This window comes from Thalassospira sp. B30-1 (assembly GCF_015767575.1).
GTDB classification, from domain to species: Bacteria; Pseudomonadota; Alphaproteobacteria; order Rhodospirillales; family Thalassospiraceae; genus Thalassospira; species Thalassospira xiamenensis.
Map to the genome: position 1 here is coordinate 1199588 of NZ_CP065232.1, position 21865 is coordinate 1221452.

21 protein-coding genes are annotated in these 21865 nt (G+C 55.2%); 8 read left to right on the plus strand and 13 right to left on the minus strand.

The window, feature by feature from the left end; genetic code table 11:
* Window positions 1-25: 25 nt before the first annotated feature.
* The 12 genes from IT971_RS05565 to IT971_RS05620 form a co-directional block, all read right to left on the minus strand.
* Entirely contained in the window at window positions 26-1066 is a 1041-nt protein-coding gene (locus IT971_RS05565) for a nickel/cobalt transporter (protein WP_230729514.1), read from the minus strand.
* Entirely contained in the window at window positions 1014-1691 is a 678-nt protein-coding gene (locus tag IT971_RS05570) for a DUF1007 family protein (RefSeq protein WP_223305032.1), read from the minus strand. Before IT971_RS05570 ends, IT971_RS05565 begins: the two co-directional genes overlap by 53 nt.
* The gene (locus IT971_RS05575) at window positions 1669-2754 is read right to left on the minus strand and encodes a zinc ABC transporter substrate-binding protein (protein ID WP_063096188.1); all 1086 of its coding nucleotides are present in this window, start codon (window positions 2752-2754) and stop codon (window positions 1669-1671) included. The genes IT971_RS05570 and IT971_RS05575 overlap by 23 nt, the downstream gene beginning before the upstream one ends.
* Window positions 2755-3093: 339 nt before the next feature.
* Window positions 3094-3933: a hypothetical protein gene (locus tag IT971_RS05580; protein WP_223305033.1), complete on the minus strand. Its 840-nt coding sequence runs from the start codon at window positions 3931-3933 to the stop codon at window positions 3094-3096.
* A 192-nt stretch (window positions 3934-4125) separates the two neighbouring features.
* Window positions 4126-4752, minus strand: a complete 627-nt coding sequence (locus IT971_RS05585; RefSeq protein WP_007092248.1) for a hypothetical protein — start codon at window positions 4750-4752, stop codon at window positions 4126-4128.
* A complete protein-coding gene (locus IT971_RS05590; RefSeq protein ID WP_082822669.1) occupies window positions 4749-5441 on the minus strand; it encodes a hypothetical protein in 693 nt (230 codons plus the stop codon). The genes IT971_RS05585 and IT971_RS05590 overlap by 4 nt, the downstream gene beginning before the upstream one ends.
* Window positions 5441-6985 carry an ABC transporter substrate-binding protein gene (locus IT971_RS05595; RefSeq protein WP_063096186.1) on the minus strand — a complete coding sequence of 515 codons (1545 nt, stop codon included), beginning with the start codon at window positions 6983-6985 and terminating at the stop codon, window positions 5441-5443. Before IT971_RS05595 ends, IT971_RS05590 begins: the two co-directional genes overlap by 1 nt.
* A gap of 10 nt (window positions 6986-6995) precedes the next feature.
* Window positions 6996-7865 (minus strand): ABC transporter permease, encoded by an 870-nt coding sequence (locus IT971_RS05600; protein WP_063096184.1) that lies wholly within the window; start codon window positions 7863-7865, stop codon window positions 6996-6998.
* The gene (locus IT971_RS05605) at window positions 7866-8804 is read right to left on the minus strand and encodes an ABC transporter permease (protein ID WP_040060629.1); all 939 of its coding nucleotides are present in this window, start codon (window positions 8802-8804) and stop codon (window positions 7866-7868) included. It abuts the gene before it with no gap.
* Between the two features lie 333 nt (window positions 8805-9137).
* On the minus strand, window positions 9138-10715 hold the full coding sequence (locus IT971_RS05610; RefSeq protein WP_063096182.1) for a SpoVR family protein: 1578 nt from the start codon (window positions 10713-10715) through the stop codon (window positions 9138-9140).
* Window positions 10712-12061: a YeaH/YhbH family protein gene (locus IT971_RS05615; protein WP_063096180.1), complete on the minus strand. Its 1350-nt coding sequence runs from the start codon at window positions 12059-12061 to the stop codon at window positions 10712-10714. Before IT971_RS05615 ends, IT971_RS05610 begins: the two co-directional genes overlap by 4 nt.
* A 146-nt stretch (window positions 12062-12207) precedes the next feature.
* Window positions 12208-14154 carry a PrkA family serine protein kinase gene (locus IT971_RS05620; protein ID WP_007092241.1) on the minus strand — a complete coding sequence of 649 codons (1947 nt, stop codon included), beginning with the start codon at window positions 14152-14154 and terminating at the stop codon, window positions 12208-12210.
* A gap of 663 nt (window positions 14155-14817) precedes the next feature.
* Here IT971_RS05620 and IT971_RS05625 point away from each other — a divergent pair.
* The 7 genes from IT971_RS05625 (at window position 14818) to IT971_RS05655 (ending at window position 20565) form a co-directional block, all read left to right on the plus strand.
* The gene (locus IT971_RS05625) at window positions 14818-15153 is read left to right on the plus strand and encodes a rhodanese-like domain-containing protein (RefSeq protein ID WP_007092240.1); all 336 of its coding nucleotides are present in this window, start codon (window positions 14818-14820) and stop codon (window positions 15151-15153) included.
* A 209-nt stretch (window positions 15154-15362) separates the two neighbouring features.
* On the plus strand, window positions 15363-15917 hold the full coding sequence (locus IT971_RS05630) for a helix-turn-helix domain-containing protein (RefSeq protein ID WP_063096178.1): 555 nt from the start codon (window positions 15363-15365) through the stop codon (window positions 15915-15917).
* 10 nt (window positions 15918-15927) lie between these two features.
* On the plus strand, window positions 15928-16464 hold the full coding sequence (locus IT971_RS05635; protein WP_063096176.1) for a GNAT family N-acetyltransferase: 537 nt from the start codon (window positions 15928-15930) through the stop codon (window positions 16462-16464).
* 297 nt (window positions 16465-16761) lie between these two features.
* Window positions 16762-17760 carry a TRAP transporter substrate-binding protein DctP gene (gene dctP, locus IT971_RS05640; RefSeq protein ID WP_063096174.1) on the plus strand — a complete coding sequence of 333 codons (999 nt, stop codon included), beginning with the start codon at window positions 16762-16764 and terminating at the stop codon, window positions 17758-17760.
* Between the two features lie 164 nt (window positions 17761-17924).
* On the plus strand, window positions 17925-18413 hold the full coding sequence (locus tag IT971_RS05645; protein WP_037992438.1) for a TRAP transporter small permease: 489 nt from the start codon (window positions 17925-17927) through the stop codon (window positions 18411-18413).
* Complete coding sequence (locus IT971_RS05650; RefSeq protein WP_063096172.1) at window positions 18410-19678, plus strand: TRAP transporter large permease; 1269 nt, start codon at window positions 18410-18412, stop codon at window positions 19676-19678. The genes IT971_RS05645 and IT971_RS05650 overlap by 4 nt, the downstream gene beginning before the upstream one ends.
* Window positions 19679-19683: 5 nt before the next feature.
* Window positions 19684-20565, plus strand: coding sequence for an oxaloacetate decarboxylase (locus IT971_RS05655; protein ID WP_037992440.1), 882 nt, complete (start codon window positions 19684-19686; stop codon window positions 20563-20565).
* A 68-nt stretch (window positions 20566-20633) separates the two neighbouring features.
* On the opposite strand, the gene IT971_RS05660 is transcribed toward IT971_RS05655, so the two are convergent.
* The gene (locus tag IT971_RS05660) at window positions 20634-21026 is read right to left on the minus strand and encodes a RidA family protein (RefSeq protein ID WP_063096170.1); all 393 of its coding nucleotides are present in this window, start codon (window positions 21024-21026) and stop codon (window positions 20634-20636) included.
* A 140-nt stretch (window positions 21027-21166) separates the two neighbouring features.
* On the opposite strand from IT971_RS05660, the gene IT971_RS05665 reads away from it, so the two are divergent.
* The gene (locus IT971_RS05665; protein WP_063096168.1) at window positions 21167-21763 is read left to right on the plus strand and encodes a TetR/AcrR family transcriptional regulator; all 597 of its coding nucleotides are present in this window, start codon (window positions 21167-21169) and stop codon (window positions 21761-21763) included.
* Window positions 21764-21865 lie beyond the last annotated feature (102 nt).

Sequence of the window (21865 nt, forward strand, 5' to 3'; positions counted from 1 at the left end):
GAGGTTGCTTGCGGGCCGTTACCTTTTACAGCCAGCCAAGCTGCCGCGCGGCCGAAAGCAAAAGCAACAGGCCAAAGAGCGTAATCAACGCCGCCCCCGCCAGGCCAACCCCACGACGAAGCCAGCCCGAAGTGCTTTCCGACACAGTGAAAAGATGCTGGGTGCCGGTGCGAATGCCGATGGCCGCCAACCCGATCAGGCTGATGGTCAGCGCCACCCCGAGAGCCATGGCAAAGGCCGATGCAACCCCGATCAGGAACAACCCGTTGGCCAGCGTAAACAGCAGCACCAGTATCGATCCGGTGCAGGGGCGCAGGCCAACCACAATCCCGCTTGCGATCATCTGCCAGCGGGATTTGGTGAGGGCGTGGTTGTGGTCATGATCGTGATGATGGTGTGCATGATCATGATGATGATGATGATGATGATGGGTGTGATCATGATGGTGATGATCATGCCCGCCATGATCACAACAATCATCACGTCCCTGCAAGATGCGGATACACATCAATCCGCCCAGCCCGGCAATCAGGGCATAGGATATGGCTTCCAGTACCAGTCCGTTTTGCGTAACCGCCGCCGGGCCGAGATTAAGGATCACGGTCAGCGACCCGACAAGGACGATGGCGGTCACCGCCTGAACGGCTGCAATCAGGCTGCCCATGGCGACACCCTGTTTCCAGCCGGCATCGCGTGACAGGAAATAGGTCGTGGTGACCATCTTGCCGTGGCCCGGCCCCGCGGCATGAAACACGCCATAGGCGAATGAAAGGGCAATGATGGTCAATGCGGGCCACCACGCATCGCCGGTTTTGGCGACGCGCAATGTTGCGGTCATCTGCCGGTTAAGCTGCGTCTGGATCACCACCACCTGACCGACAATGTCCGATAGCCAGCCGGGCAGGCTGATCAGGCTTTCGCCATCATTCTGTGGCGTCTGATCGGGGGGATTCGGGGCCTGTTCGCTGCCTGTGCCACGGCCCAGAAGGTTGCTGGCCTGCGCAAACGCCTGATTACTCGGCAGAAACGAAATCGCCAGCAGAAAGGCCATGATTAGTGCTGGCATCCGCAACCTGTTTTTCGCAGGCAAGGTCGGCGCGTATTGGCGAAACCAGATCAAAATAGATGCGGTTCTTTTCATCTTCGCTCATTTCATAGTGGCATTTGAGATGGCGGTTGCCGCGAAACAGGATCGGATCGACCTGGGTGAAGGCAACATCAATATAGAATTCCGCATCATAGACCGACAGGGCAATCGCATCTTTTATCGGGTCAAGCGGTTCTTTAAGCGTCAGGGTGAAATCGTAACTTACCCGGCGGTCATCGGTGATATCGGCCTTGAAGTCCGTTGCGCCGCTAAATGTCACGATTTCCTCGTTTCGGCGCAGGTGAGTGAGCCAGGAAACTTCGGAAAGCAATGCAAAGGCATTGTCGTGAACATCGGTGTTTTCTGCGTCAAAGAATCGCAAATCGTGATTTTTGTCGAACTGGTCGATCAGGGTCAGGCTGAACAGATCATCAAACACCCAATGCAGCCGGATTGCGGTGATTTTGTCGTCTTCAAAAACCATCTGCGCATCGGCATCGATCCAGACATGCGGATGGGCCGATGCGGGCATGCCCGATCCGGCCCAAAGGACGGATGCGAGCATACCGGCGGCAAGGTTTTTAGGACTGCGACAGGCAGTCAACCAGTGCGCCCACATTCTGGCGCAGGATGTTCTGATAGGCATCCGGTCCTGCCGGAATATCCGCACCCAGCGGGTCAAGCGTTCCGATATGCGCGCCCGTATCGGCAACCACGGCCTCGACGATGGCCGGGCGGAATTGCGGTTCGGCAAAGACGCAGACAGCATTGCTGTTGCGGATTTTGTCTTCGATCTCATGCAGGCGCTTTGCTCCGGGCTTCTGTTCCGGTGAAACCGTAATCGAACCAACCGCGTTCAGGCCAAATCCCGCTTCGAGATACTGATAGGCATCATGGAAAACGACGAACGGCTTTTCGCGAACCGGTGCGAGTTGGGTTTCCAGATCATTCCCAAGTGCATCAAGGCTGGCAAGGAACTTTTTCAGATTGTCCTGATAGGTGCCTGCATGGGCCGGGTCGATTTCACCAAGTTCGGTGGCAATTGCTGTTGCGATGGCCGCCCCGTTGGCCGGATCAAGCCAGATGTGAGGGTCGGCACCTTCTTCGTCATGATGGTGACCTTCTTCACCCTCATGGGCTTGATCGTGATCATGATCGTGATCGTGTTCTTCGGCATGGGCGTGTTCATCATGACCGTGTTCGTCATGACCGTGTTCGTCATGACCATGTTCGTCATGATGTTCGTCTTCATGGTCTGCGTGATCATGACCTTCGTGATCATGGTCGTGCGATTCCCATGCACCACCTTCGCGCATTGCCCGGACGGCCAGACCATCAATATCAGCCAGTTCAAGCTGATGGGCACTGCCCGACAGGGTCGCCAGCGGCTTTTTCAGGAAGCCCTCAAGACCGTGGGAGACATAAATCACCAGATCGGCTTCCTGAAGCGAGCGGGCTTCGCTGGGGCGTAGCGAATAGGCATGCGGCGAGGACGCCCCATCAATCAGTAGTGCCGGTTTGCCAACGCCTGCCATGATCGCACTGGCAATACCGTGGATCGGTTTGATCGAAACAACGACCGACGGATTTTCTGCCGCCTGTACCGTAAACGGCAGGGCAAGCAACGGCAGGGCAAGCAGGGTGCTGCGAAGGCTTGAGAGGGGCATGATATCAATCCGGTTGGTAACAGGGATGGGGTAATCGGTGAGGATATGTTTGTTATGTTATATCATAACGTTTCGTCAAGCGATAATTACATTCCTGATCCGGCGGGGGCGATTTGATCCTAATAGATGTTTTCTATTGATCAAAATAAGTGAGTTTCGTATTCGTAACGAAAAATCCGCATCCGTAGTTGAAGGCGCATTTTTGCCGATTTCATTGCAGAACAAATGTTGGGGAATGGTAATGATGCGGATGCCATATGCGATCTGAACCGGCAAGAAACAATCCGCATCGAAGGCGGTTCCATCTTTTCGGGCCGGTTAAAATATCCTGCCGGGATGTTACATCCGGCAGGGAGGACATTTCAGATCCGGGGTGCCGGTCTCGCGATCGGTATGCAAATCAGAAACGTTTAGCCAGAAACGGTCATCGATGTTTTTTGTCGTCTCACTCATGATGGTATTTTCGATGTTGAAAACGTGCCGCCGTTCTGTTTTCAGGGCATCAAGGGCGCGTGCAATCGCCGGGGCATTGTGAAAATGTTCCATGAAGGCACCGGTTCGATACGCTTCAAGAAGGCCGTCGGTAATGGTTTGCCACAGGGCGCTGTTTTTCCTGTTCACATAGATGAAAAAGTCGAACGGATAAACCAGCATGACGGTGTCATTCAGAACCACATCCGGATATTGCGCCTGGATTGCGGGCAATTCCCGATAGGCTTCGTGAACGGCACGGGTTAAAGCATCAAACCGCCTGTTTTCCAGCATTTCCCAAAGGTTGCTGCGCGGGCCGCGTTCAACACAGAAACCGTTATCTTCCATGATGTCGCCATCGGGCCAGTCGGACCCCACCCCGATGCAGAACTGGCGCAATTCGTCCAGGGTTTCGACATTCCTAAGCGCCACGGCCCGGTCCTTTTTGACCATGAAAACACGGTGCCCCAGAATGCCGCGGGTGATGGGAATATTGACCTGGCGAAATCTGCTTTCACGCTCCGCACTGTAACCGGCAAACATCACATCGATATCACCGGCCAACAGCATTTCGCTGATGCGTGACTGTGTCGCGCCTTTTAATTCCTCGATATCCATAACGTAATCAGTGCCCGACAGGTCCAGCGCCATTTCGATGACGCCGAATTCATAGGCAAAAAATTTCTTCAGACCTTCTGGGAAGGCCATTTTGATGGTTCTGGTATCGGCCTGTGCGGTTTCCTGGAGCAAAAAGCAAACACAAACGACCCAAAATGCAAAACGCAGGATTTTCAAAACATTCGCCCATATAAAGATCACGTGAGGCTCAGCCTACGATGTATATTGGGCGCGCTTTGCGATGTTAAAGAGACGTCCTCTGAATATTATGTATCGTTAATGTTACGGGCGTCTTGTCGAGGACGGCTTCATGCCCTTTAGCCATGGCAGGAAGCCATCGAGAAATCGTGTGGTCGCGGGCATGAAATGGCTGCCGTGATGATACATCGGGTCCAGCGTGGTGACGATCATCCGGCCCGGCGTGGTGACCGTGTCGTCATAAAGAACCGATCCCAGATCACCGACATCGATCAGCGATACCGCACCATCAGGCACGATAAGATGTCCGTGATGATGCCATGTCGCATCGGCCAGCGTGATGTGATCAAACAATGGATGATCGGGCGCGGTTACGTGAAGGCCAAGGCTGCCGCCTTCTTTCCACCACCAGAAATTGGTCGGGGTGAAATGCCATTCGATCCCCGAAATCCATTCCGCCGGTCCGGTCGATCCCATGATGACAAGTGTTCTGCCGCTTTCAAGGAACTGCCTGAATTTTTCACGATGCGGCCGCAACACGGACGGATCGGTACGGCATGACACAATCAGCGTGTCATAATCCTCAAGCACCGTATCGCCGAGTTCGCGGGTATAGATCACACCATCGAAAAAGTCGCGATAGCGCGGTTCATAAAGCGTTCTGTGGTGGTAATAGGTCCCGCTATCAAGGGCTGCGATCCTATGGGTCATGATACAGCTTCCTGTCCTCTATCGCCGCTACCGGCCCACTGGCAAAGCTGCGGCACGATCCGTGCGGTGCTGTCCTCTGATCCGGCATACATCCATAAATCATTGCCTGCATGCATCAGGATGCGGCCGCCTTCGGGACGATGATAAATCCAGTCGCACGGCAGCCGGTCCGGGCCAACCCCGTGCAGGGCAATCGCGCCCTTGGGCGGCGGGTTGTAACCGCGGGCATAAAACCCCGCCACACCGCGCCGGAATGTCAGATGATGCGTATCCACACCTTCGAAAACCGGGTGATCGGCAAGGCGATGAATGATCAGGTTTTCAAGCGACTGGTTTTCAAGCGGAACAAAGGTCTGGAATTCCGGCAACATTGGCCATGCGACATGCCCGTTGAATACAAGTGTCCCGCCGTCGGCAAGGAACCCCTCGATCTTGGTCGTCAGCGTCCCGAAAAACCGCTGATCAAGATGGGCGGGCAACATCAGGGCGGCATAGGGCGAAAGATCGATATCGCTCAGGTCGTAATGATCGATCTGTGCGATGTCGGGCGCATGATCACCCACATCGGGCAAATCATCCCCGGCCCCCTTGATCGGATTGATAAACAGGCAAAGTCCCATGGCTGTTTCCTGCAAGAAAAGCGGGTAAAATCCCGTCCCCGGCGAAAGTGCCGGGGACGGGAAGACCATCAGTCTTTCGACACACTCTTGAAGTCATAGAAGAAGCCGGACGGATGGATGCGATAACCTTCAACATCCTTGGCCGACGCGCCGACCGAAACCTTGTGCACCAGCGGAATGATCGGTGCATCGTCATGCAGGATATTCATCGCCTTGCGATAGGCTTCGTCCTTTTCCGCACCGGGCGAAAGGGTCCGGCCGGTATCGACGGCCTCGTCAAATCCGGCATTGTTCCAGAACTGGTAATTCAGCCCGGCCTTCGAATGGAACTGCGATTTAAGGTGCAGGTCCGGGTGGCCGGTCATTTCCGGGGTCCAGAACACGACCGAGATGTCGTATTCACCGCGCTTGACCAGATCAAGCATTCCTTCCCAGGTATACATCTGCACATCGGTGGCGATGCCGTTCTGGTTCAGAAGGGCGGCGAGTGCCTCGGTAATCGCGGGCATTTCTGTCCGGCTGGAATAGCTGAGGATACGCAGCGTAAGAGGCTTGCCATCCTTTTCCCATTTGCCTTCATTCTGTTGATATCCGGCATCGTTCAGAAGCGACGTCGCCAAATCGGTGTCGAGCTTGAAGGGCGCATCGGCCTTGGGCGCCCAATCAAATTGCGGGCCAAAAAACTCCCACGCCGGTTCGCCAATCCCGTCAAGGGCACCCTTGACGATCAGGTCGCGATCCACCAGCGCATTGACCGCCTGACGAATGCGCACATCCGAAAGCGGGCTTTTGTCCCCGGCATTGAACGCGCCGTAATAAAGCCCGGCAATCGGTTTGGAATAGACCTTGAAATTTTCATCGCGTGACAGGCGTGCCACATCGGATGGCAGCATATTGTCGATGAAATCAACCTCGCCCGCCTCAAGGGCCAGCGTGCGCGAATTATGATCGGGGATGAACCGGTATTCGACTTTCGAAAGGGCCGGTTTTTCACCCCAATACCCATCAAACCGGGTCACAATGGTGCGGTCCTGTTTGCGGTATTCCTCGAATTTCCACGGGCCGGTACCGACCGGTTTGACGAATTCACCTGCATCATTGAACGATGCCTTGGCATAAATGCCGGTGATCGCGTCGGTCAACTGGTTGGGAAGTGCGGCAAACGGTTCGTTCGTCTCGATCTCCAGAACCAGCGGTGCGGTGGCCGACATCTGTTTGATGTTCAAAAGGTCGGCAGCATAGGGCAGAAGCGCAATCACCCGTTCGAGCGAGAATTTGACCGCCCCGGCATCAAGTTTTGTCCCGTCATGGAAGACGACATTTTCACGCAGGTTGAAATGCCAGACCGTCGGTGAAATGCGTTCCCACGATGTCGCAAGACCGGGAACGGTATTCAGGTCATAGTCAAGTTTGACCAGCGTATCAAGGATCTCGCTTTCATTGAAAAAGCGCGACCGGCGCGGCTGCATCGCCAGCGGCAGTGCTTCCCACATCGTGCCGACAACCAGCGTATCCTGTTCGGTTGCGGCTGCTTTCTGCGGGGCGGCTGCGATGGTGCCGATTGCCAATGTTGCAAAGGCAAAAGTGCAAAGGGCCTTCCTGAATATCGTCATAGTGATCCTTCTAGTGAAGATAGTTGATCTGACTGAGCCGGAAACGATCGCCAAGCGCGTCTCCAAGCAGGTTTACGGCAACGACAAAACCGGCAATGGTCAGGCCAGGTGCCAGAACCAGCCGCGGATAATCGCGAAGGTAGTTGCGGGATTCTGCAATCATCAGGCCCCATTCCGGCGTGCCCGGTTCCACACCCAGTCCAAGGAAACTGAGCCCCGCGAAGGACAGGATCACCCAGGACATGGAATAGGCACCAAGGGTCAAAAGCGGTCCGACGATATTGGGCAGGATATGGCGTCTGGCGATCCGGTGGCGTGGCGCGCCAAGCGCCTCGGCGGCCATGACATAGGGCTTGGCCCGTTCAACAATCACCGCATTGCGAACGATCCGGGCATAGTCGGTCCAGTGAATGGCGATCAGGGCGATGATAACGGCGTTAAGTCCAAGCCCCAGCACCCCGGCAATGATCATGCAAATCGCCAATGCCGGGAAAACCGAAATACCCTCGCAGAACCGCATCAGGATACGGTCTGGCGTTCCGCCGATCATTGCGGCAACCGTGCCAAGCAGACTGCCAAACAGGGATGATGCAATCACCACAACAATCGCCGAGGCGGTGGTAAGCCGTGCGCCATAAAGCAATCGCGAAAACACGCAGCGCCCCATCGCATCCGTGCCCAGCGGATAATCCAGACTTGGCGGCTGCAACCGAAACAGGAATTGCGCCTGATAGGGATCATGCGGCGCAAAAAACGGCAGGATCAGGATCGCCACCATTACCGAGACGACGACGGTCGCATACATATTGCCATTTCGGCCAAGAAGGGCGGTCAGCTTTTCGTGGGCGATGGATTTGGGAACAAAGGATCGCGCCAGCATCTAGACGATCTCGCGCGTGCGGGGATCGTAAACCGATATGGTGATATCGACGATCAGATTGACCAGAATGTAGGATGCGGCAATCAGAAGGAAACAGGCCTGTATCGCCGGATAATCACGATTAAGCAGTGATTCCACCAGATACCGCCCGATCCCCGGCCATGCAAACAGCGTTTCGACGATGATCATGCCATCAAAAATCCGGGCAAATTGCAGCCCGGAAAATGTCAGAAGACCCGGCACGATATTGGGAATGGCATGATGCAGAATGACGCGTCTGCGTCGCCCGCCCTTGGCGCGTGCGGTACGGATATAGGGTTTTGACAATTCTTCCAGAAGACTGCTGCGCACGAACCGTGACAGAACGCCAGTGATCGATGTTGCAATCACGAGGGTCGGCAAAATGGCATGTTGCCATGTACCGTGCCCGCCGGTCGGCAACCAGCCAAGTGCAAGCGAAAACAGCAGGGCAAGCAGCAGCGAGTACCAGAAATTCGGGATCGACATGCCGATCACGCTGATGATTCCGGCAACCCGGTCAATCTTGCTGTCGGGATAAACCGCACACAAGATGCCGATTGGCACCGCAAGAAACAGGGCAACCGCCAGCGCACAGATCGCAAGGATCAGCGATTGTTCAATCCGCAAAAGAATGTCGGTGATAATCGGTTCACGGGTCACAAGCGAAAGACCGAGATCGCCCTGCATCAATCCGCCAAGCCAGCGCAAATACTGCATCGGCAACGGATCGTTCAGACCATGACTATCGGCAAATCGTGCAACCTGCGAGGCATCGGGCAGGGTGCCATCCATCTGCGCCATTAACAGAACTTCGGCAAAATCGCCGGGCATCAATCGCAGCAGCATAAAACCCGCAACCGAAACGGCAAGCAGCAGAACAAGGGCATGTGCAATGCGGGCTGCCAGGCGGGACGCCATCGGATCGATTTTCCATCTTGTGTCATGAACCGGGAATTCGAAACCGCATCGGACACGGTTCGAATTAATATCGCAAGTAATATGCAGTTGCATTAAAATGATGCAACTGATTTCCATTATTAATTAAGTAGCTTGCGAATATGTTGATTGTATCTGCTGATAAGGCACAATCTTTGGGTGTGGCCGTGCTGAAGTCACGGTTTTAGAGGGATAAGTTTGCGGTCTGATACAGCTTCAGGTTTTCTTTGGCGCGCAAAAAGGCAAATCCGGTTCCGCCGTATTTCAACGAAACGGATCGGATTCTGGGGCGGCTAAACTGCCGCAATGCCAATATCAGGTGTCGGCAAGGTCTTCGGGCGTGAAGTTCATTTCATGCAGGATTTCACCGGTTTCATTGTCAACCGCCTGCAAGGTCACGCCATATCCCCATAATTGCCCGATATAGCCCAGTGTCATTTCCGCTTCGGACTTTTCAAGCCGGATGCCGTCATGTTCGGTGTGCTGGATGTATAGTTGCCGGTTACCGCGCAGATCAACATCAACCACCTGCATGTCGGGTTCGCGTACCGAAATGTCATGCATGCGTGCCAAGGCGCGGCGCACCTTGCGGTATCCGTTATCATCGTGGATGGCGGCCACTTCCAGATGCGGGCTGGAGCTTAGATCGTCGATCAGAAACATCCGCATGTCGCGCATCAGTTTGGGCGACAGGAATTGCAGGATGAAACTTTCATCGCGGTAATGCGCCCATGCTTCTTTTAGCGTTTCGACCGGCGCGTTATTGCCCGCAATATCGGGGAACCATTTGCGGTCTTCCTCGGTCGGGTCGACACAGATGCGGTGAATGTCCTGCATCATGGCAAAGCCAAGCGCATAGGGGTTGAACCCGGAATAGCGCGGATCATCATATTCCGCCTGAAACACCACGCGTGAATGGTAATCGATGAATTCCATCATAGCGCCTTCGGAAATCAGGCCCTTGTCATACAGGCTGTTCATGATCGCGTAATGGACATAACACGCACAGCCTTCATTCATCATTTTGGTCTGTTTCTGCGGATAGAAATACTGCCCGATATTGCGCACGATCCGCAAAATCTCGCGCTCCCAGGCTTGCAGGGTCGGGGCGTTTTTCTCCAGGAAATACAGCAGGTTTTCTTCGGGTAATCCGAACTGGGCCCGGCGTTCCTCGACCCGCATCTTGCGACGCATTTCATCAAGGTCTTCGTCGTCCTTTTCCGCCTGCGGCAAGGTCCGCCACAGATCGTTATAGGTTTCGTCCTCGTATTTGGCGCGTTCGCGTTCACGTTCCAGTTCTGCCGCCAGATTGGGCTTTTCCGGGTGGGAATACCGGTTTACCCCCTGTTCCATCAGGGCATGTGCTGCATCAAGAACCCGTTCGACCGCATCAAAGCCAAACCGGTCCTCGCATTTGGCGATATAGCGTTTGGCAAATTGCAGATAATCGAGAATGCCTTCGGCGTCGGTCCATTGCTTGAACAGGTAATTGTTCTTGAAGAAATGGTTATGGCCAAAGGCCGCATGGGCGATCACCAATGCCTGCATGACGATGGTGTTTTCTTCCATCACATAGGAAATGCAGGGGTTGGAATTGATCACGATCTCGTATGCCAGACCCTGATATCCCTTGCGATACATCACATCGTCACGCACGAACCGTTTGCCGAACGACCAATGATGATACATCAACGGCATGCCGATGGATGAATAGGCATCCAGCATCTGCTCGGACGTGATCACCTCGACCTGATTGGGATAGACATCCAGTTTCAAGTCGTTGATCGCGATATCCTCGATCGCGTCGTAGGTGGCTTTCAGGGTGTTGAAATCCCAGTCGGCTCCGGAAAACAGCAATTCGGGGGCGGTGGCTGGTTCGGTCTTTTTGCTCATCCTTTGACCCCGCTTAGTTTTTCGGCGCGATTTTTGGCAAACAGTTCCCGGAATACCGGGAAGATATCGGCGGCCTTGGTCACCCGTTTAAGGGCAAATCGCGCATTGGCGCGGGCAACCGGGGCATAGGCCTTCCAAAGCGCGGTTTCACCTTCGGCGGAGGAGAAAATCTCGGCCTCGCGCTCGTCGGTGATTTCGATATAGGCGTAATACTGGCATTTCGGCAAAAGGTCCTCGGCCAGCAAGGCCGTGCATTTCGCCCCGTCGTTGGAATAATTGTCGCCGTCCGATGCCTGTGCGGCATAGATGTTCCATTGATCGGTCGGGTAACGATCCTTCATCACCCGTTTCATTTCTTCCAGCGCGGTCGAAACGATGGTGCCGCCGGTTTCGCGTGAATAGAAGAACGTTTCCTCGTCGACTTCGGCGGCGCGCGATGTATGGCGGATAAACACCACATCGACATGTTCGTAGCGGCGATGCAAAAACAGATGCAGCAGCATGAAGAACCGTTTCGCCAGTTCCTTCATCTGTTCGGACATCGATCCCGACACATCCATCAAGCAGAACATGACGGCCTGCGTGTTCGGATCGGGGATTTGCTGAAACTGGTTGTATCGCGTGTCGATGGGATCAATGAACGGGATCGCCTTCATGCGGCGCTTGGCTTCTTCAAGATCGGCCAGAAGCCCGTGAAGGGTATCCTCATCGGGCTTGGTCAGTTTGCTGGACGGGCGTTTTTCGGCCTTGGCCTGAAGGGCGGCGATTTTTTCTTCAAGGTCGCGGATTTCGGCGGTTTTCGGGCGGCGCAGGCCAATCCGGCGCGCCAGAGAATTGCGCATGGTGCGCACAAGGCTAAGGTTGGCGGGGGTTCCGTCCGATGAAAAACCCGCGCGCGCCGTGCGAAAGGCGGTGGTCTGTTTCAGGCTTTTTTTCAAAAGGTCGGGCAGTTCCAGATCTTCGAAAAAGATATCAAGGAACTCGTCACGCGACAGGGTGAACTGAAATTCGTCTTCACCGTCGCCATCGGGGCTGGCCTGTGATCCGCCTGCACCGCCATCGCCACCTTGCGGACGGGCAATCCGGTCGCCGGGGACAAACTTTTTATTGCCGGGCAGCACATAATTGCGATCCCCGCCGCGGCGTGCGTGATGAAAACCCGGTTCATGCAGGGTCTTGCCCGGAATGGTGATGGAATCGCCGCTATTGATATCGGTGATGCCACGCGTGCGAATGGTGTCTTCTACCGCCTTTTTGATCTGTGCCTTTGCGCGCCGCATAAAGCGCTGCCGGTTGCCAAGACTTTTGCCTTTCGGGTTCTTGCGGCGGTCGACGATATAAAGCATGGGCAGTTACATCCTTGCTTGCGCACGTATCGTTTCGAGAACCCCGGCCGACGGATCGTTGGAAAACCGTCGACCGGGAGCTCGGTGCACCGGGCGGACAAGGGGACAAACCGCCCGGTGCGGGTCGGCAAAGCCGCAGCTTGGGCTTAACCGGCCTTATTGACACGCATGTACCATTCGACCAGACGGCGTGTCTGACGTTCGGTATAGCTTCGATCAATCATGCGTTTGACGAACTCGTTGTGTTTCTTCTCGGTGTCGCTGTCTTTTTTCGATCCGAATGAAATCACCGGCAGCAGGTCTTCGACCTGGCTGAACATGCGTTTTTCGATGACTTCGCGCAGTTTTTCATAGGACGTCCATGCCGGGTTCTTGCCCTTGTTATTGGCGCGTGCGCGTAGGGCAAACTTGACGACCTCGTTGCGGAAATCCTTCGGATTGGCGATGCCCGCGGGTTTTTCGATTTTGGACAGTTCCTGATCGATGATCTTGCGATCCAGCAACTGACCGGTATCGGGGTCCTTGAAGTCCTGATCCTCGATCCAGGCATCGGCATAGGCAACATAACGGTCAAACAGGTTCTGGCCGTAATCGGAATAGCTTTCGAGATAGGCCTTCTGGATTTCCGCCCCGATGAACTCCGCATAACGCGGGGCCAGTTCGGATTTGATGAAATCCATGTAATCCTTTTCGCGTTCTTCGGGGTATTGTTCACGCCGGATCGCCTGTTCGAGCACATACATCAGATGGACCGGATCGGCCGCGACCTCGTGGGTGTCATGGTTGAAGGTTTCCGAAAGAACCTTGAAGGCGAAACGGGTTGAAATGCCGTCCATGCCTTCGTCGACACTGGCGGTATCGCGATATTCCTGCATCGATTTTGCTTTGGGGTCGACATCCTTCAATGTTTCGCCGTCATAGACGCGCATCTTGGAATACAGGTTTGAATTTTCGTGTTCTTCAAGGCGCGAGAGAACCGAAAACTGTGCCAGCATCTTAAGCGTACCAGGCGCGCAGGACCCCTGTTCCAGTTCGGATCCCTGCAACAGTTTGTCGTAAATCAGGGTTTCTTCTGTCACCCGCAGGCAATAGGGAACCTTGATCACGCTGATACGGTCGATAAAGGCCTCGTTATTCTTGTTGGCCTTGAAGGTTTGCCATTCCGCCTCGTTCGAGTGCGCCAGAATAAGGCCCTGGAACGGGATCGCACCAAGGTTTTCGGTGCCGATATAGTTGCTTTCCTGCGTTGCCGTCAGCAACGGATGGAGCATCTTGATCGGGGCCTTGAACATTTCGACAAATTCAAGAAGTCCCTGATTGGCGCGGTTAAGGCCGCCGGAATAGCTGTATGCGTCCGGATCGTTCTGGCTGTAATATTCAAGTTTGCGGATGTCGACCTTGCCGACCAGTGACGAAATGTCCTGATTGTTTTCATCGCCCGGTTCGGTTTTGGCAATCGCAATCTGGCGCAGGCGCGACGGGATCAGTTTTACGACCGAGAATTTGGAAAGATCGCCGTTAAATTCATCAAGCCGTTTCACCGCCCATGGCGACATCAGCCCGGTCAGGCGGCGTTTGGGGATGCCGTATTTGTCTTCGATGGCATCGCCCATTTTGGCCGGATTAAACAGGCCAAGCGGGCTTTCGAAAACCGGGCTGATCTGATCGCCGGCTTTGAGCACATAGATCGGCTCGACCTCCATCAGTTCCTTTAACCGTTCGGCAAGCGAACTTTTACCGCCGCCAACCGGGCCCAGCAGATAAAGAACCTGTTTGCGTTCTTCCAGTCCCTGGGCGGCATATTTGAAGAAGCCAACGATGCGTTCGATGGTTTCTTCCATGCCAAAGAAATCTTCAAAGGCCGGATATCGTTTGATGGTGCGGTTCAGGAAAATTCGGCCGAGACGGGAATCGGTCGAGGTGTCGATCATTTCGGGTTCGCCGATTGCCTTGATCATCCTCTCGGCTGCGGATGCGTAGGCTGATGGATCATCGCGACATAGATTAAGATAGTCCCGGATGGTTAGTTCGGTTTCGCGTTTTCCGTCATAGCCTTCCGCATACAGCTCGAAGATGTCCTTGTCTTCAGCCATGGCGCGGTCTCCTTTCCAACGTTATCGCACTTCTGTCAGATGTCGTTTCCTGTGTTCTTTTGATCTTGGGGCTTAACCGGCATGATGGCCGGATTGCCCGATCCTGTTGCAAGACGGCAGCGGGTTTGCTGCGCTGCGGTGGCATTGAAAGTAGCCGCCGTTCATTCTGCCTACGTCCGAAATAAACGAATCGTTCAATCGGGCGGTGAGTAAATAAAATAATGAACTTTATTTAAGGTTCGTTTAAAGGTCTGCCAGATGATGGCAAAGAAAATGGGTTTGATGACTTTTTAGAATGGCTTGCAATATTTGCAACCGGCAATGGTAATAGTCAAAGTCCCGCTTTGCGGCGACCCAAAGTCACTTTTTCCTAGGGGCGGGCGTAGCCGGTGAATGCACCCGGATAAGGTCCGCTCCTGTGACCCTGTCTCTTTGACGTGGGGCTTCCGGTATCATTCCGCAATGGTCAAGCTACGAATATTGTTGGTAAAAACGCTTGCGAAACGATCACGTCGAAGTGACCGGGCCGGATGCCGGGAAACCGGCACTCTGACGGCGAATTCATCCGCCGTACCCATTTTGCAATTGCACAGTCAAACAGCAAAATTATATCAGTTCTGTCTTTCTACTGTGCGCCAAACCCGCCCCGAAGGGAAGTATCGAATGACCGATGGTAGCGTGAATTTCGTCGAAAGTGGTGAACTTGATCACCTGATCGCACAGGGTAACGTGACCCTGATTGACGTCCGCGAACCCGACGAATTCAGGTCCGGTCATATCAGCGGGGCGATCAATATGCCGACCTCGACTTTCGATATTCCGGCACTTGTCGACCTTGCCGACGATACAGAGACGGATTTCGTGTTCATTTGTGCCGTCGGACAGCGATCTTTCGGGGCCGCCAACGCCGTTCTGCCGCATCTTGATTGCAAGGTGATGAACCTGAAGGGCGGTTTGCAAAGCTGGACACGCGACGGGTTTGATCTCGCCCAAGGCTAACAAACGCGCCTTGTGCCCCCGTCCCTATGTGCTTCTGTATGTGTTTCTGTGCTCGAAGCGCAATGCAGAGGCGGCTTGGCATTGCAAACCGATCCTCTCAGAGCTGCTTCTTTCTTCGTCCCTTCATTCGCTGCCTCATTCAATAACGACGATGATTCTCGTTGACGATTTCCCGTATATGGGATTAATTCCCTGATGTGAAATTTTGAATGAGTAATATGATGGATCGGAAGATTGCGGAGCGGCTTGCTGCGTTGCGGGCGGAGCGGGGTTGGTCGCTTGAGGAGCTGGCGGCGCGGTGCGATGTCAGTCGGGCCAGCCTGTCGCGGCTTGAGAATGGCGAGGTCAGCCCGACGGCGCATGTTCTGGGCAAGCTTTGTGCCGCCTATGGCCTGCCGATGTCACGCCTGATGCAGATGGTCGAGGACGGGTTTGTTCCGCTCGTGCATCGCGGTTTGCAGCGGATCTGGGTCGACCCCGAAACCGGCTTTTTCCGGCGGTCGGTTTCGCCGCCATCGCGGGATTTGATGGCAGAGGTTCTCGAATGCGAACTCGATCCCGGCACACGGATCGAGTATGGCGGATCGCCACGCGACGGGCTTGAACATCATCTGGTGATGCTGGCCGGGCAACTGCGTGTCACGGTGGAGGGCAAGACCCATGAGCTTGATGTCGGGGATTGCCTGCGATACCGCCTTTCGGGGCCCAGCAGCTTTGAAGCACCTGCCGAAACCAGCGCGCGCTACCACCTTTTTATCGTATGAGGCCCCAAAAATGAGCGATCAGATTACCATTGCAAGCTTTGACGCCGATCAGCTTGAAAGCCACCTTGAGGCGTTTGGCGAGATGCTGCATGCCTGCGTACATGACGGGGCCAGCATCGGGTTTATCGACCCGTTTGACATCGAGGATGCGGAGGCATTCTGGCGCGATATGGTCCTGCCTGCGATGAGGGGCGGCAGACGCGATCTGTTTGTGGCGCTGCTGGGCGGCAAGGTGGTCGGAACCGTGCAGCTTGATTGCGCCACCATGCCCAATCAGGTCCATCGTGGCGAGGTCTGCAAGCTGATGGTCCATCCGCACTATCGTCGTCTGGGCATTGCGCGGAAACTGATGGAGGCACTGGAAAAACGGGCGTTTGCGAAAGCACGTCATCTGCTGACACTTGATACGAGAACAGGCGACAGTGCCGAGCCGCTTTATGCCTCGCTCGGTTTTGAAACGGCGGGCGTGATCCCGGCCTATGCCCGCGATCCGTTTTCCGAAAAGCTGAGCGCAACCACCGTGATGTATAAGCAGCTTGCTGTGTAATACGCTGGTGGACGATTCCCGTATTCTGTATTCAAAACCGTTTTGCTGGCATGCCAGATTGCGTAGAAAAAGTGAATAATCAGCCCGATTATTCATGTTTTGCGGCGCAGCATGACATGGCCTGAATGGTCGATTTTTCCCTGAAATAAAGGACATTCATGCTGCTGTGCGGTGCACTAAGGGTTAATGCGTGTGACAGTGGTATGACCAAAACATCTTGAATGCCAAACCGGGTTGAGCGCATCTTTGCGCCTGAAAGCTTTTGTATAAAATAAAAAAACCCGGAGGACGTTCGTCATGAAGAAATTTGCCCTTGCGGCGGCCCTGATGGCTGCCGTTGGTTTTACCGGCATGACCCATAATGCCGTTGCGGCCGATCTGACCCTGCGGATTTCGCTGCAACTGCCGATGAAAAGCCACCTTGGTCAGAACCTTTTGATGTTCAAGAACGAGGTCGAGGAAAAATCGAACGGCGATATCGCGGTCGAGATTTATGACAGTGCGCAGCTTTACAAGGACAAGGAAGTTCCCGCCGCCGTCGGTTCCGGGGCGATTGAAATGGGTGTGGCGTCGCTGACCCGTTATGTCGGGGATGTTCCGGCGGTTGATGTATTCTATCAGCCGTTCCTGCTTGATTCCGAAGATAAAGTCCGTGCCGCCGTTGCCAAAGGTTCCCCGGTGCGTGGCCCGCTGGATGAGGCGATTGCCGATACCGGTGCGACCGTTCTGTGGTGGCAGGCTTATGGCGGATCGATCATGCTGTCGAATGGTGGCCCGATCAAAGGCCCGGAAGGTCTTAAAGGCCAGAAAGTCCGCGTCTTTTCCAAAACCCAGGGCGATTTCATTTCAGCAGCCGGTGGTGCGCCGACCCTCGTTTCCGGGTCCGAGCAGTATATCGCCTATCAGCGTGGCACGGTTGATGTCGGCATGACCGGCATGTCGGGCGTCAAATCCCGCCAGCTTTGGGAAGTCATGGATACGGTGACCGTCACCAACGATGCCGATGTTGAATTCATCGTGGTGATCAATACCGATTTCTGGAACGGCCTTTCGGATGCGCAGCGTGACATCATTTCGACCGCAGCAATGAACGCGGAAAAAGACGTCCGTGATCGCATGTCATCGATCGAAGCCGAGGCCTATGCCGAAGCCAAAGCCAACGGCATGACCGTCTATACCCCGACGGACGAGGAAATGGCGGCATGGCGTGAAGTTGCCAAACCGGTTTACGAGGAATTCCTCAACCACGCCGGTGATCTGGGCAAGCAGGTCTTTGATGCGGCCAGCAAGCTTTAAGCCTTGCCCGGTGATTGCAGACTGAACTGCCAATAAGGAAGACATCACCGCATTTTGGGCAACCAAGCCGTTGCGGTGATGTCTTTTCATCTATTCATCTGTCTCTCTTTTCAGGAGGCGGTCGCGACCGGGGCGCATATTCCCGGCACGGCCAAGATTTCATCATGTTTGATCGTTTGATGCTTTTGCTGGCCTGGATTGCGGCCCTGCTGTTTGTCGCAGCGGGTGTGATGCTGACCTATGAGGTCGTGGCCCGTTATTTCTTTATCCGCCCCACCATCTGGGCGGCAGAGCTTTCGCAGCTTTGCCTGATCTGGGGATCGTTGCTTGGCATGCCATGGGCATTGGCGGCACGGCGGCATATTTCCGTCGATGCGGTGACCCGGCTTTGCAAACCATCGATGCGCCGTGTGCTTGAAATCATCGCCATGGCGGTGGTTCTGGTGTTTTCCGTTATGGTGACGGTCAAGGGCTGGGAAATCTTTTTTGAGAGTTTCGAGCGGGGCCGCACCAGCGGCACGATGCTTGACCTTCCGGCATGGGTTGCCGAAATCCCGGTCGTGATCGGTTTTGCGCTTCTGGCTGTTCAGGCCGTCATTGAAATTGTCGGCGTGATCCGCGGCAAGGATATTCCGGAAGGGGCGCACGAATGACGATTATCCTGACACTTGCGGCAATGTTCGCCTTGCTGCTTATTCGTGTGCCGGTGGCCTTTGCGCTGGGCGGGCTTGGCCTTGCCATGCTGATCCTTGGCGGGTTTTCGCCCTTGATGGCACCGCAGGCAATCCTGTCGACACTGGATGGTTTTATCCTACTGTCCGTGCCGCTGTTCCTTTTGATGTCCAACATCCTGCTGCGCGCCGGGGTCGGCAATGACCTGTTTGCCGCGGTCAGTGCGTGGGTCGGTCATTGGCCGGGCGGGCTTGCGGTGGCAACCATCCTGTCGTGTGGCGTGTTTGCCGCGATTTCGGGCTCATCGGTGGCAACGGCGGCCACGATTGGCACGGTCGCCATCCCGGAAATGGTCCAGCGCGGCTATAACAAGCGTTTCGTCTATGGCCTGATGGCGGCGGGCGGCACGCTTGGCATCCTGATCCCGCCATCGATTCCGATGATCATTTATGGCTTTGTCACCGAAGAATCGGTGATTGCGCTTTTCCTTGCCGGGGTCGGGCCGGGCATTGCGTTGCTGTTGCTGTTTATCATCTATTCGATGATCTATGCCCGGTTTGGCGGGCAGGAACGCGAACCCAAAAGTGGATGGGATGAGCGCAAGCGCGCCACGTTAAAGGCCCTGCCTGCGGTTCTTCTGGCGGTGCTGATCATATCGGGGATCTATTCCGGGGCCTTCACCCCGACCGAGGCCGCGGCGATTGGCTTTGCTGCCGCCCTTCTGATTACGGCGGGGATGCGGGTTCTGACCTGGAAGGCGTTGAAGCTTGCGATTTTCGATACCATGGCGACCACGGTTGCGATCATTCTGATCATTGCCGGGGCGAAGGTATTTGGCAAGGCGATCACGCTGTATCGCATCCCGCAGGATATCTCGATGATGATCAGCCAGGGGATCGATACCGAATTTGGCTTTATCATCGTGGTGACGGTCGTGTTGCTGATCATGGGGCTGGTGTTTGAAGCATTATCAATGGTGCTGATCATGACGCCGGTTCTGTTGCCAGCGGCCCTGGCGCTTGGCTTTGATCCGATCTGGTTCGGGGTCTATATGGTGATCATGGTTGAATGCGCGCTGATCACCCCACCCGTGGGGCTCAACCTTTATGTCATTCAGTCGGTGGCGAAAACGCGATTGGGCGAGGTGGCGCGCGGTGTTTTGCCGTTCCTGCTTCTGATGTTCCTGACCGCGGCCATTCTGTATGTCTGGCATGATCTTGCCCTTTATATACCCTTTAAAATGTGACGCTTATGACCAAACAAATCTCTCCTGCCGATAAACTCCGTGCGCTTCTGGCAACGGGTGATCTGATTACCATGCCGTGCTGCTTTGATGCGCTGTCGGCCAAGCTGATCGAACAGGAAGGCTTTGGCCTGACCTTCATGTCGGGCTTTTCGGCCGCCGCATCGCGGATCGGCGAGCCTGATCTTGGCCTGATGTCTTATGGCGAAGTGCTTGATCAGGCGCGCAACATCACCGACGCGGTTTCGATCCCGGTGATCGGTGATGGCGATACCGGTTATGGCAACGCGATGAATGTGAAACGCACAGTGGCGGGCTTTGCCAAGGCCGGCTGTGCCGCGGTGATGATCGAGGATCAGCTTGCGCCCAAGCGTTGCGGCCATACCAAGGGCAAGGAAGTTGTTGGCCGGGACGAGGCATTTGATCGTATCAAGGCCGCCGTCGATGCCCGCGAGGCCGGGGCGGATATCCTGATCTTGGCCCGCACCGATGCCCGGCATCAGCATGGTCTGAGCGAGGCGATTGACCGGGCCGCGAAATTTGCCGAACTGGGTGCGGATATCCTGTTTGTCGAAGCCCCGAAAACCGTCGCGGAAATGCGTGAACTTTGTGCGGCCCTGCCGGGGCCGAAGATGGCCAATATCGTCGAAGGCGGGGAAACCCCCGATCTGACGCCCGAAGAACTGAGTGATATCGGCTATCAGATTGCGGCCTATCCGTTATCGCTTATGGCAGCGGCCATGAAGGCGATGGTTGAAACCCTGCAATTGATGAAGGCCGGGAAGCCACGCACCGATATGCTGATGGATTGGGGGCAGTTGCGCAATCGCATCGGATTTGATGCCTATTACGAGGAATCGGAACGCTACGCGACCTCGAAACGCGGGTAGGGCAAGCGTTCATCTGATTGTCGGTCAAACGGCGCGCGGGGGGGGATTCTCGCGCGCCGTTTGGCATTTTAGCCCGGAATGCGGGCGATAACCTTGATTTCGAAGTCAAACCCGGCCAGCCAGTTCACCCCGATTGCGGTCCAGTTCGGATAGGGGGCTTTTGGGAAAACGTCACCCTTCACCTTCATGATCGTTTCAAACTGGTTTTCGGGATCGGTGTGGAAGGTCGTGACATCGACGATATCGTCAAGCGTGGCACCACCAGCCTTGAGCGTTGCTTCAAGATTGGCGAATGCCAGACGGACCTGTGCCTCGAAATCCGGTTCGGGCGAGCCATCGGTGCGGCTGCCGACCTGACCGGAAACGAACAGAAGATCGCCCGATTTGATCGCGGCGGAATAGCCGTGTTCGGCATAAAGGGCATGCCGGTTGGCGGGGAAAACGGCGTTACGCTGTGCCATGTGGATTTATCCTTGTATCCGGGTGTGCAGTTTCACATACGATACGTATATAAAACTCAGATACATTGCGTATGTCAAGTTTTATATACGTGGCGTATGTGGAATGATATGTGTCGGGTAATTTACCAAGGAGGATCGCAATGGCCGCACGGCGTCGCCAGGAAACGATGGAAGAAAACCGCGAAAAGCTGATTTCGGCGGGGCGAAAGGCGTTTGGAACGCAAGGCTTTGCCGCGGCGTCGATGGATGAACTGACCGCATCGGTTGGCCTGACGCGGGGCGCGCTTTATCACAATTTCGGCGATAAAAAGGGGCTGCTTGCCGCCGTTGTCGCGCAGGTCGATGGCGAGATGGCCGCGCGGGCGCGGGCGGCCAGTGCCAGCGCCGGGGACGGGTGGCAACAGCTTCTGGCAGAGGGGGCGGCCTATATCGCGATGGCGCTTGATCCCGAGGTGAGGAGAATCGTGCTGCTTGACGGGCCAGCCATTCTTGGCGATCCGTCACATTGGCCCAGCCAGAATGCCTGCCTTGAGGCCACCAAAGAAGCGGTCGAAAGGCTGATTGCAGAGGGGGTTATGAAGCCCGTCGATACCGATGCCGCCGCCCGGCTGCTGTGCGGGGCGGCCCTGAACGCGGCGTTATGGGTTGCGGACAGTGATGATCCGAAGTCTGCGTTGCCCAAGGCGGTTGATGCCTTCAGCCTGATGGCCGAGGGGTTTCTGGTCGAGAAACGATAGTGTCCCTTGGCAGTGAGACGGTAACGCCATCGTATTGAGCTTGTCGTACCGCTGACTGGATGCCCGCCTTCGCGGGCATGACGTTTTGGGGCCTTTACAAAT

What these genes read in the sequence shown, in the direction of transcription:
- IT971_RS05635 (WP_063096176.1), top strand. Translation starts at nt 15,928, where the DNA reads ATGAGCGATCAGATTACCATTGCAAGCTTTGACGCCGATCAGCTTGAA.
- IT971_RS05590 (WP_082822669.1), bottom strand. Translation starts at nt 5,441, where the DNA reads ATGGTCTTCCCGTCCCCGGCACTTTCGCCGGGGACGGGATTTTACCCG.
- IT971_RS05585 (WP_007092248.1), bottom strand. Translation starts at nt 4,752, where the DNA reads ATGACCCATAGGATCGCAGCCCTTGATAGCGGGACCTATTACCACCAC.
- IT971_RS05645 (WP_037992438.1), top strand. Translation starts at nt 17,925, where the DNA reads ATGTTTGATCGTTTGATGCTTTTGCTGGCCTGGATTGCGGCCCTGCTG.
- IT971_RS05615 (WP_063096180.1), bottom strand. Translation starts at nt 12,061, where the DNA reads ATGCTTTATATCGTCGACCGCCGCAAGAACCCGAAAGGCAAAAGTCTT.
- IT971_RS05620 (WP_007092241.1), bottom strand. Translation starts at nt 14,154, where the DNA reads ATGGCTGAAGACAAGGACATCTTCGAGCTGTATGCGGAAGGCTATGAC.
- IT971_RS05630 (WP_063096178.1), top strand. Translation starts at nt 15,363, where the DNA reads ATGAGTAATATGATGGATCGGAAGATTGCGGAGCGGCTTGCTGCGTTG.
- IT971_RS05600 (WP_063096184.1), bottom strand. Translation starts at nt 7,865, where the DNA reads ATGCTGGCGCGATCCTTTGTTCCCAAATCCATCGCCCACGAAAAGCTG.
- IT971_RS05565 (WP_230729514.1), bottom strand. Translation starts at nt 1,066, where the DNA reads ATGCCAGCACTAATCATGGCCTTTCTGCTGGCGATTTCGTTTCTGCCG.
- IT971_RS05605 (WP_040060629.1), bottom strand. Translation starts at nt 8,804, where the DNA reads ATGGCGTCCCGCCTGGCAGCCCGCATTGCACATGCCCTTGTTCTGCTG.
- IT971_RS05650 (WP_063096172.1), top strand. Translation starts at nt 18,410, where the DNA reads ATGACGATTATCCTGACACTTGCGGCAATGTTCGCCTTGCTGCTTATT.
- IT971_RS05610 (WP_063096182.1), bottom strand. Translation starts at nt 10,715, where the DNA reads ATGAGCAAAAAGACCGAACCAGCCACCGCCCCCGAATTGCTGTTTTCC.
- IT971_RS05575 (WP_063096188.1), bottom strand. Translation starts at nt 2,754, where the DNA reads ATGCCCCTCTCAAGCCTTCGCAGCACCCTGCTTGCCCTGCCGTTGCTT.
- IT971_RS05625 (WP_007092240.1), top strand. Translation starts at nt 14,818, where the DNA reads ATGACCGATGGTAGCGTGAATTTCGTCGAAAGTGGTGAACTTGATCAC.
- IT971_RS05580 (WP_223305033.1), bottom strand. Translation starts at nt 3,933, where the DNA reads ATGGCCTTCCCAGAAGGTCTGAAGAAATTTTTTGCCTATGAATTCGGC.
- IT971_RS05665 (WP_063096168.1), top strand. Translation starts at nt 21,167, where the DNA reads ATGGCCGCACGGCGTCGCCAGGAAACGATGGAAGAAAACCGCGAAAAG.
- IT971_RS05660 (WP_063096170.1), bottom strand. Translation starts at nt 21,026, where the DNA reads ATGGCACAGCGTAACGCCGTTTTCCCCGCCAACCGGCATGCCCTTTAT.
- IT971_RS05655 (WP_037992440.1), top strand. Translation starts at nt 19,684, where the DNA reads ATGACCAAACAAATCTCTCCTGCCGATAAACTCCGTGCGCTTCTGGCA.
- dctP (WP_063096174.1), top strand. Translation starts at nt 16,762, where the DNA reads ATGAAGAAATTTGCCCTTGCGGCGGCCCTGATGGCTGCCGTTGGTTTT.
- IT971_RS05595 (WP_063096186.1), bottom strand. Translation starts at nt 6,985, where the DNA reads ATGACGATATTCAGGAAGGCCCTTTGCACTTTTGCCTTTGCAACATTG.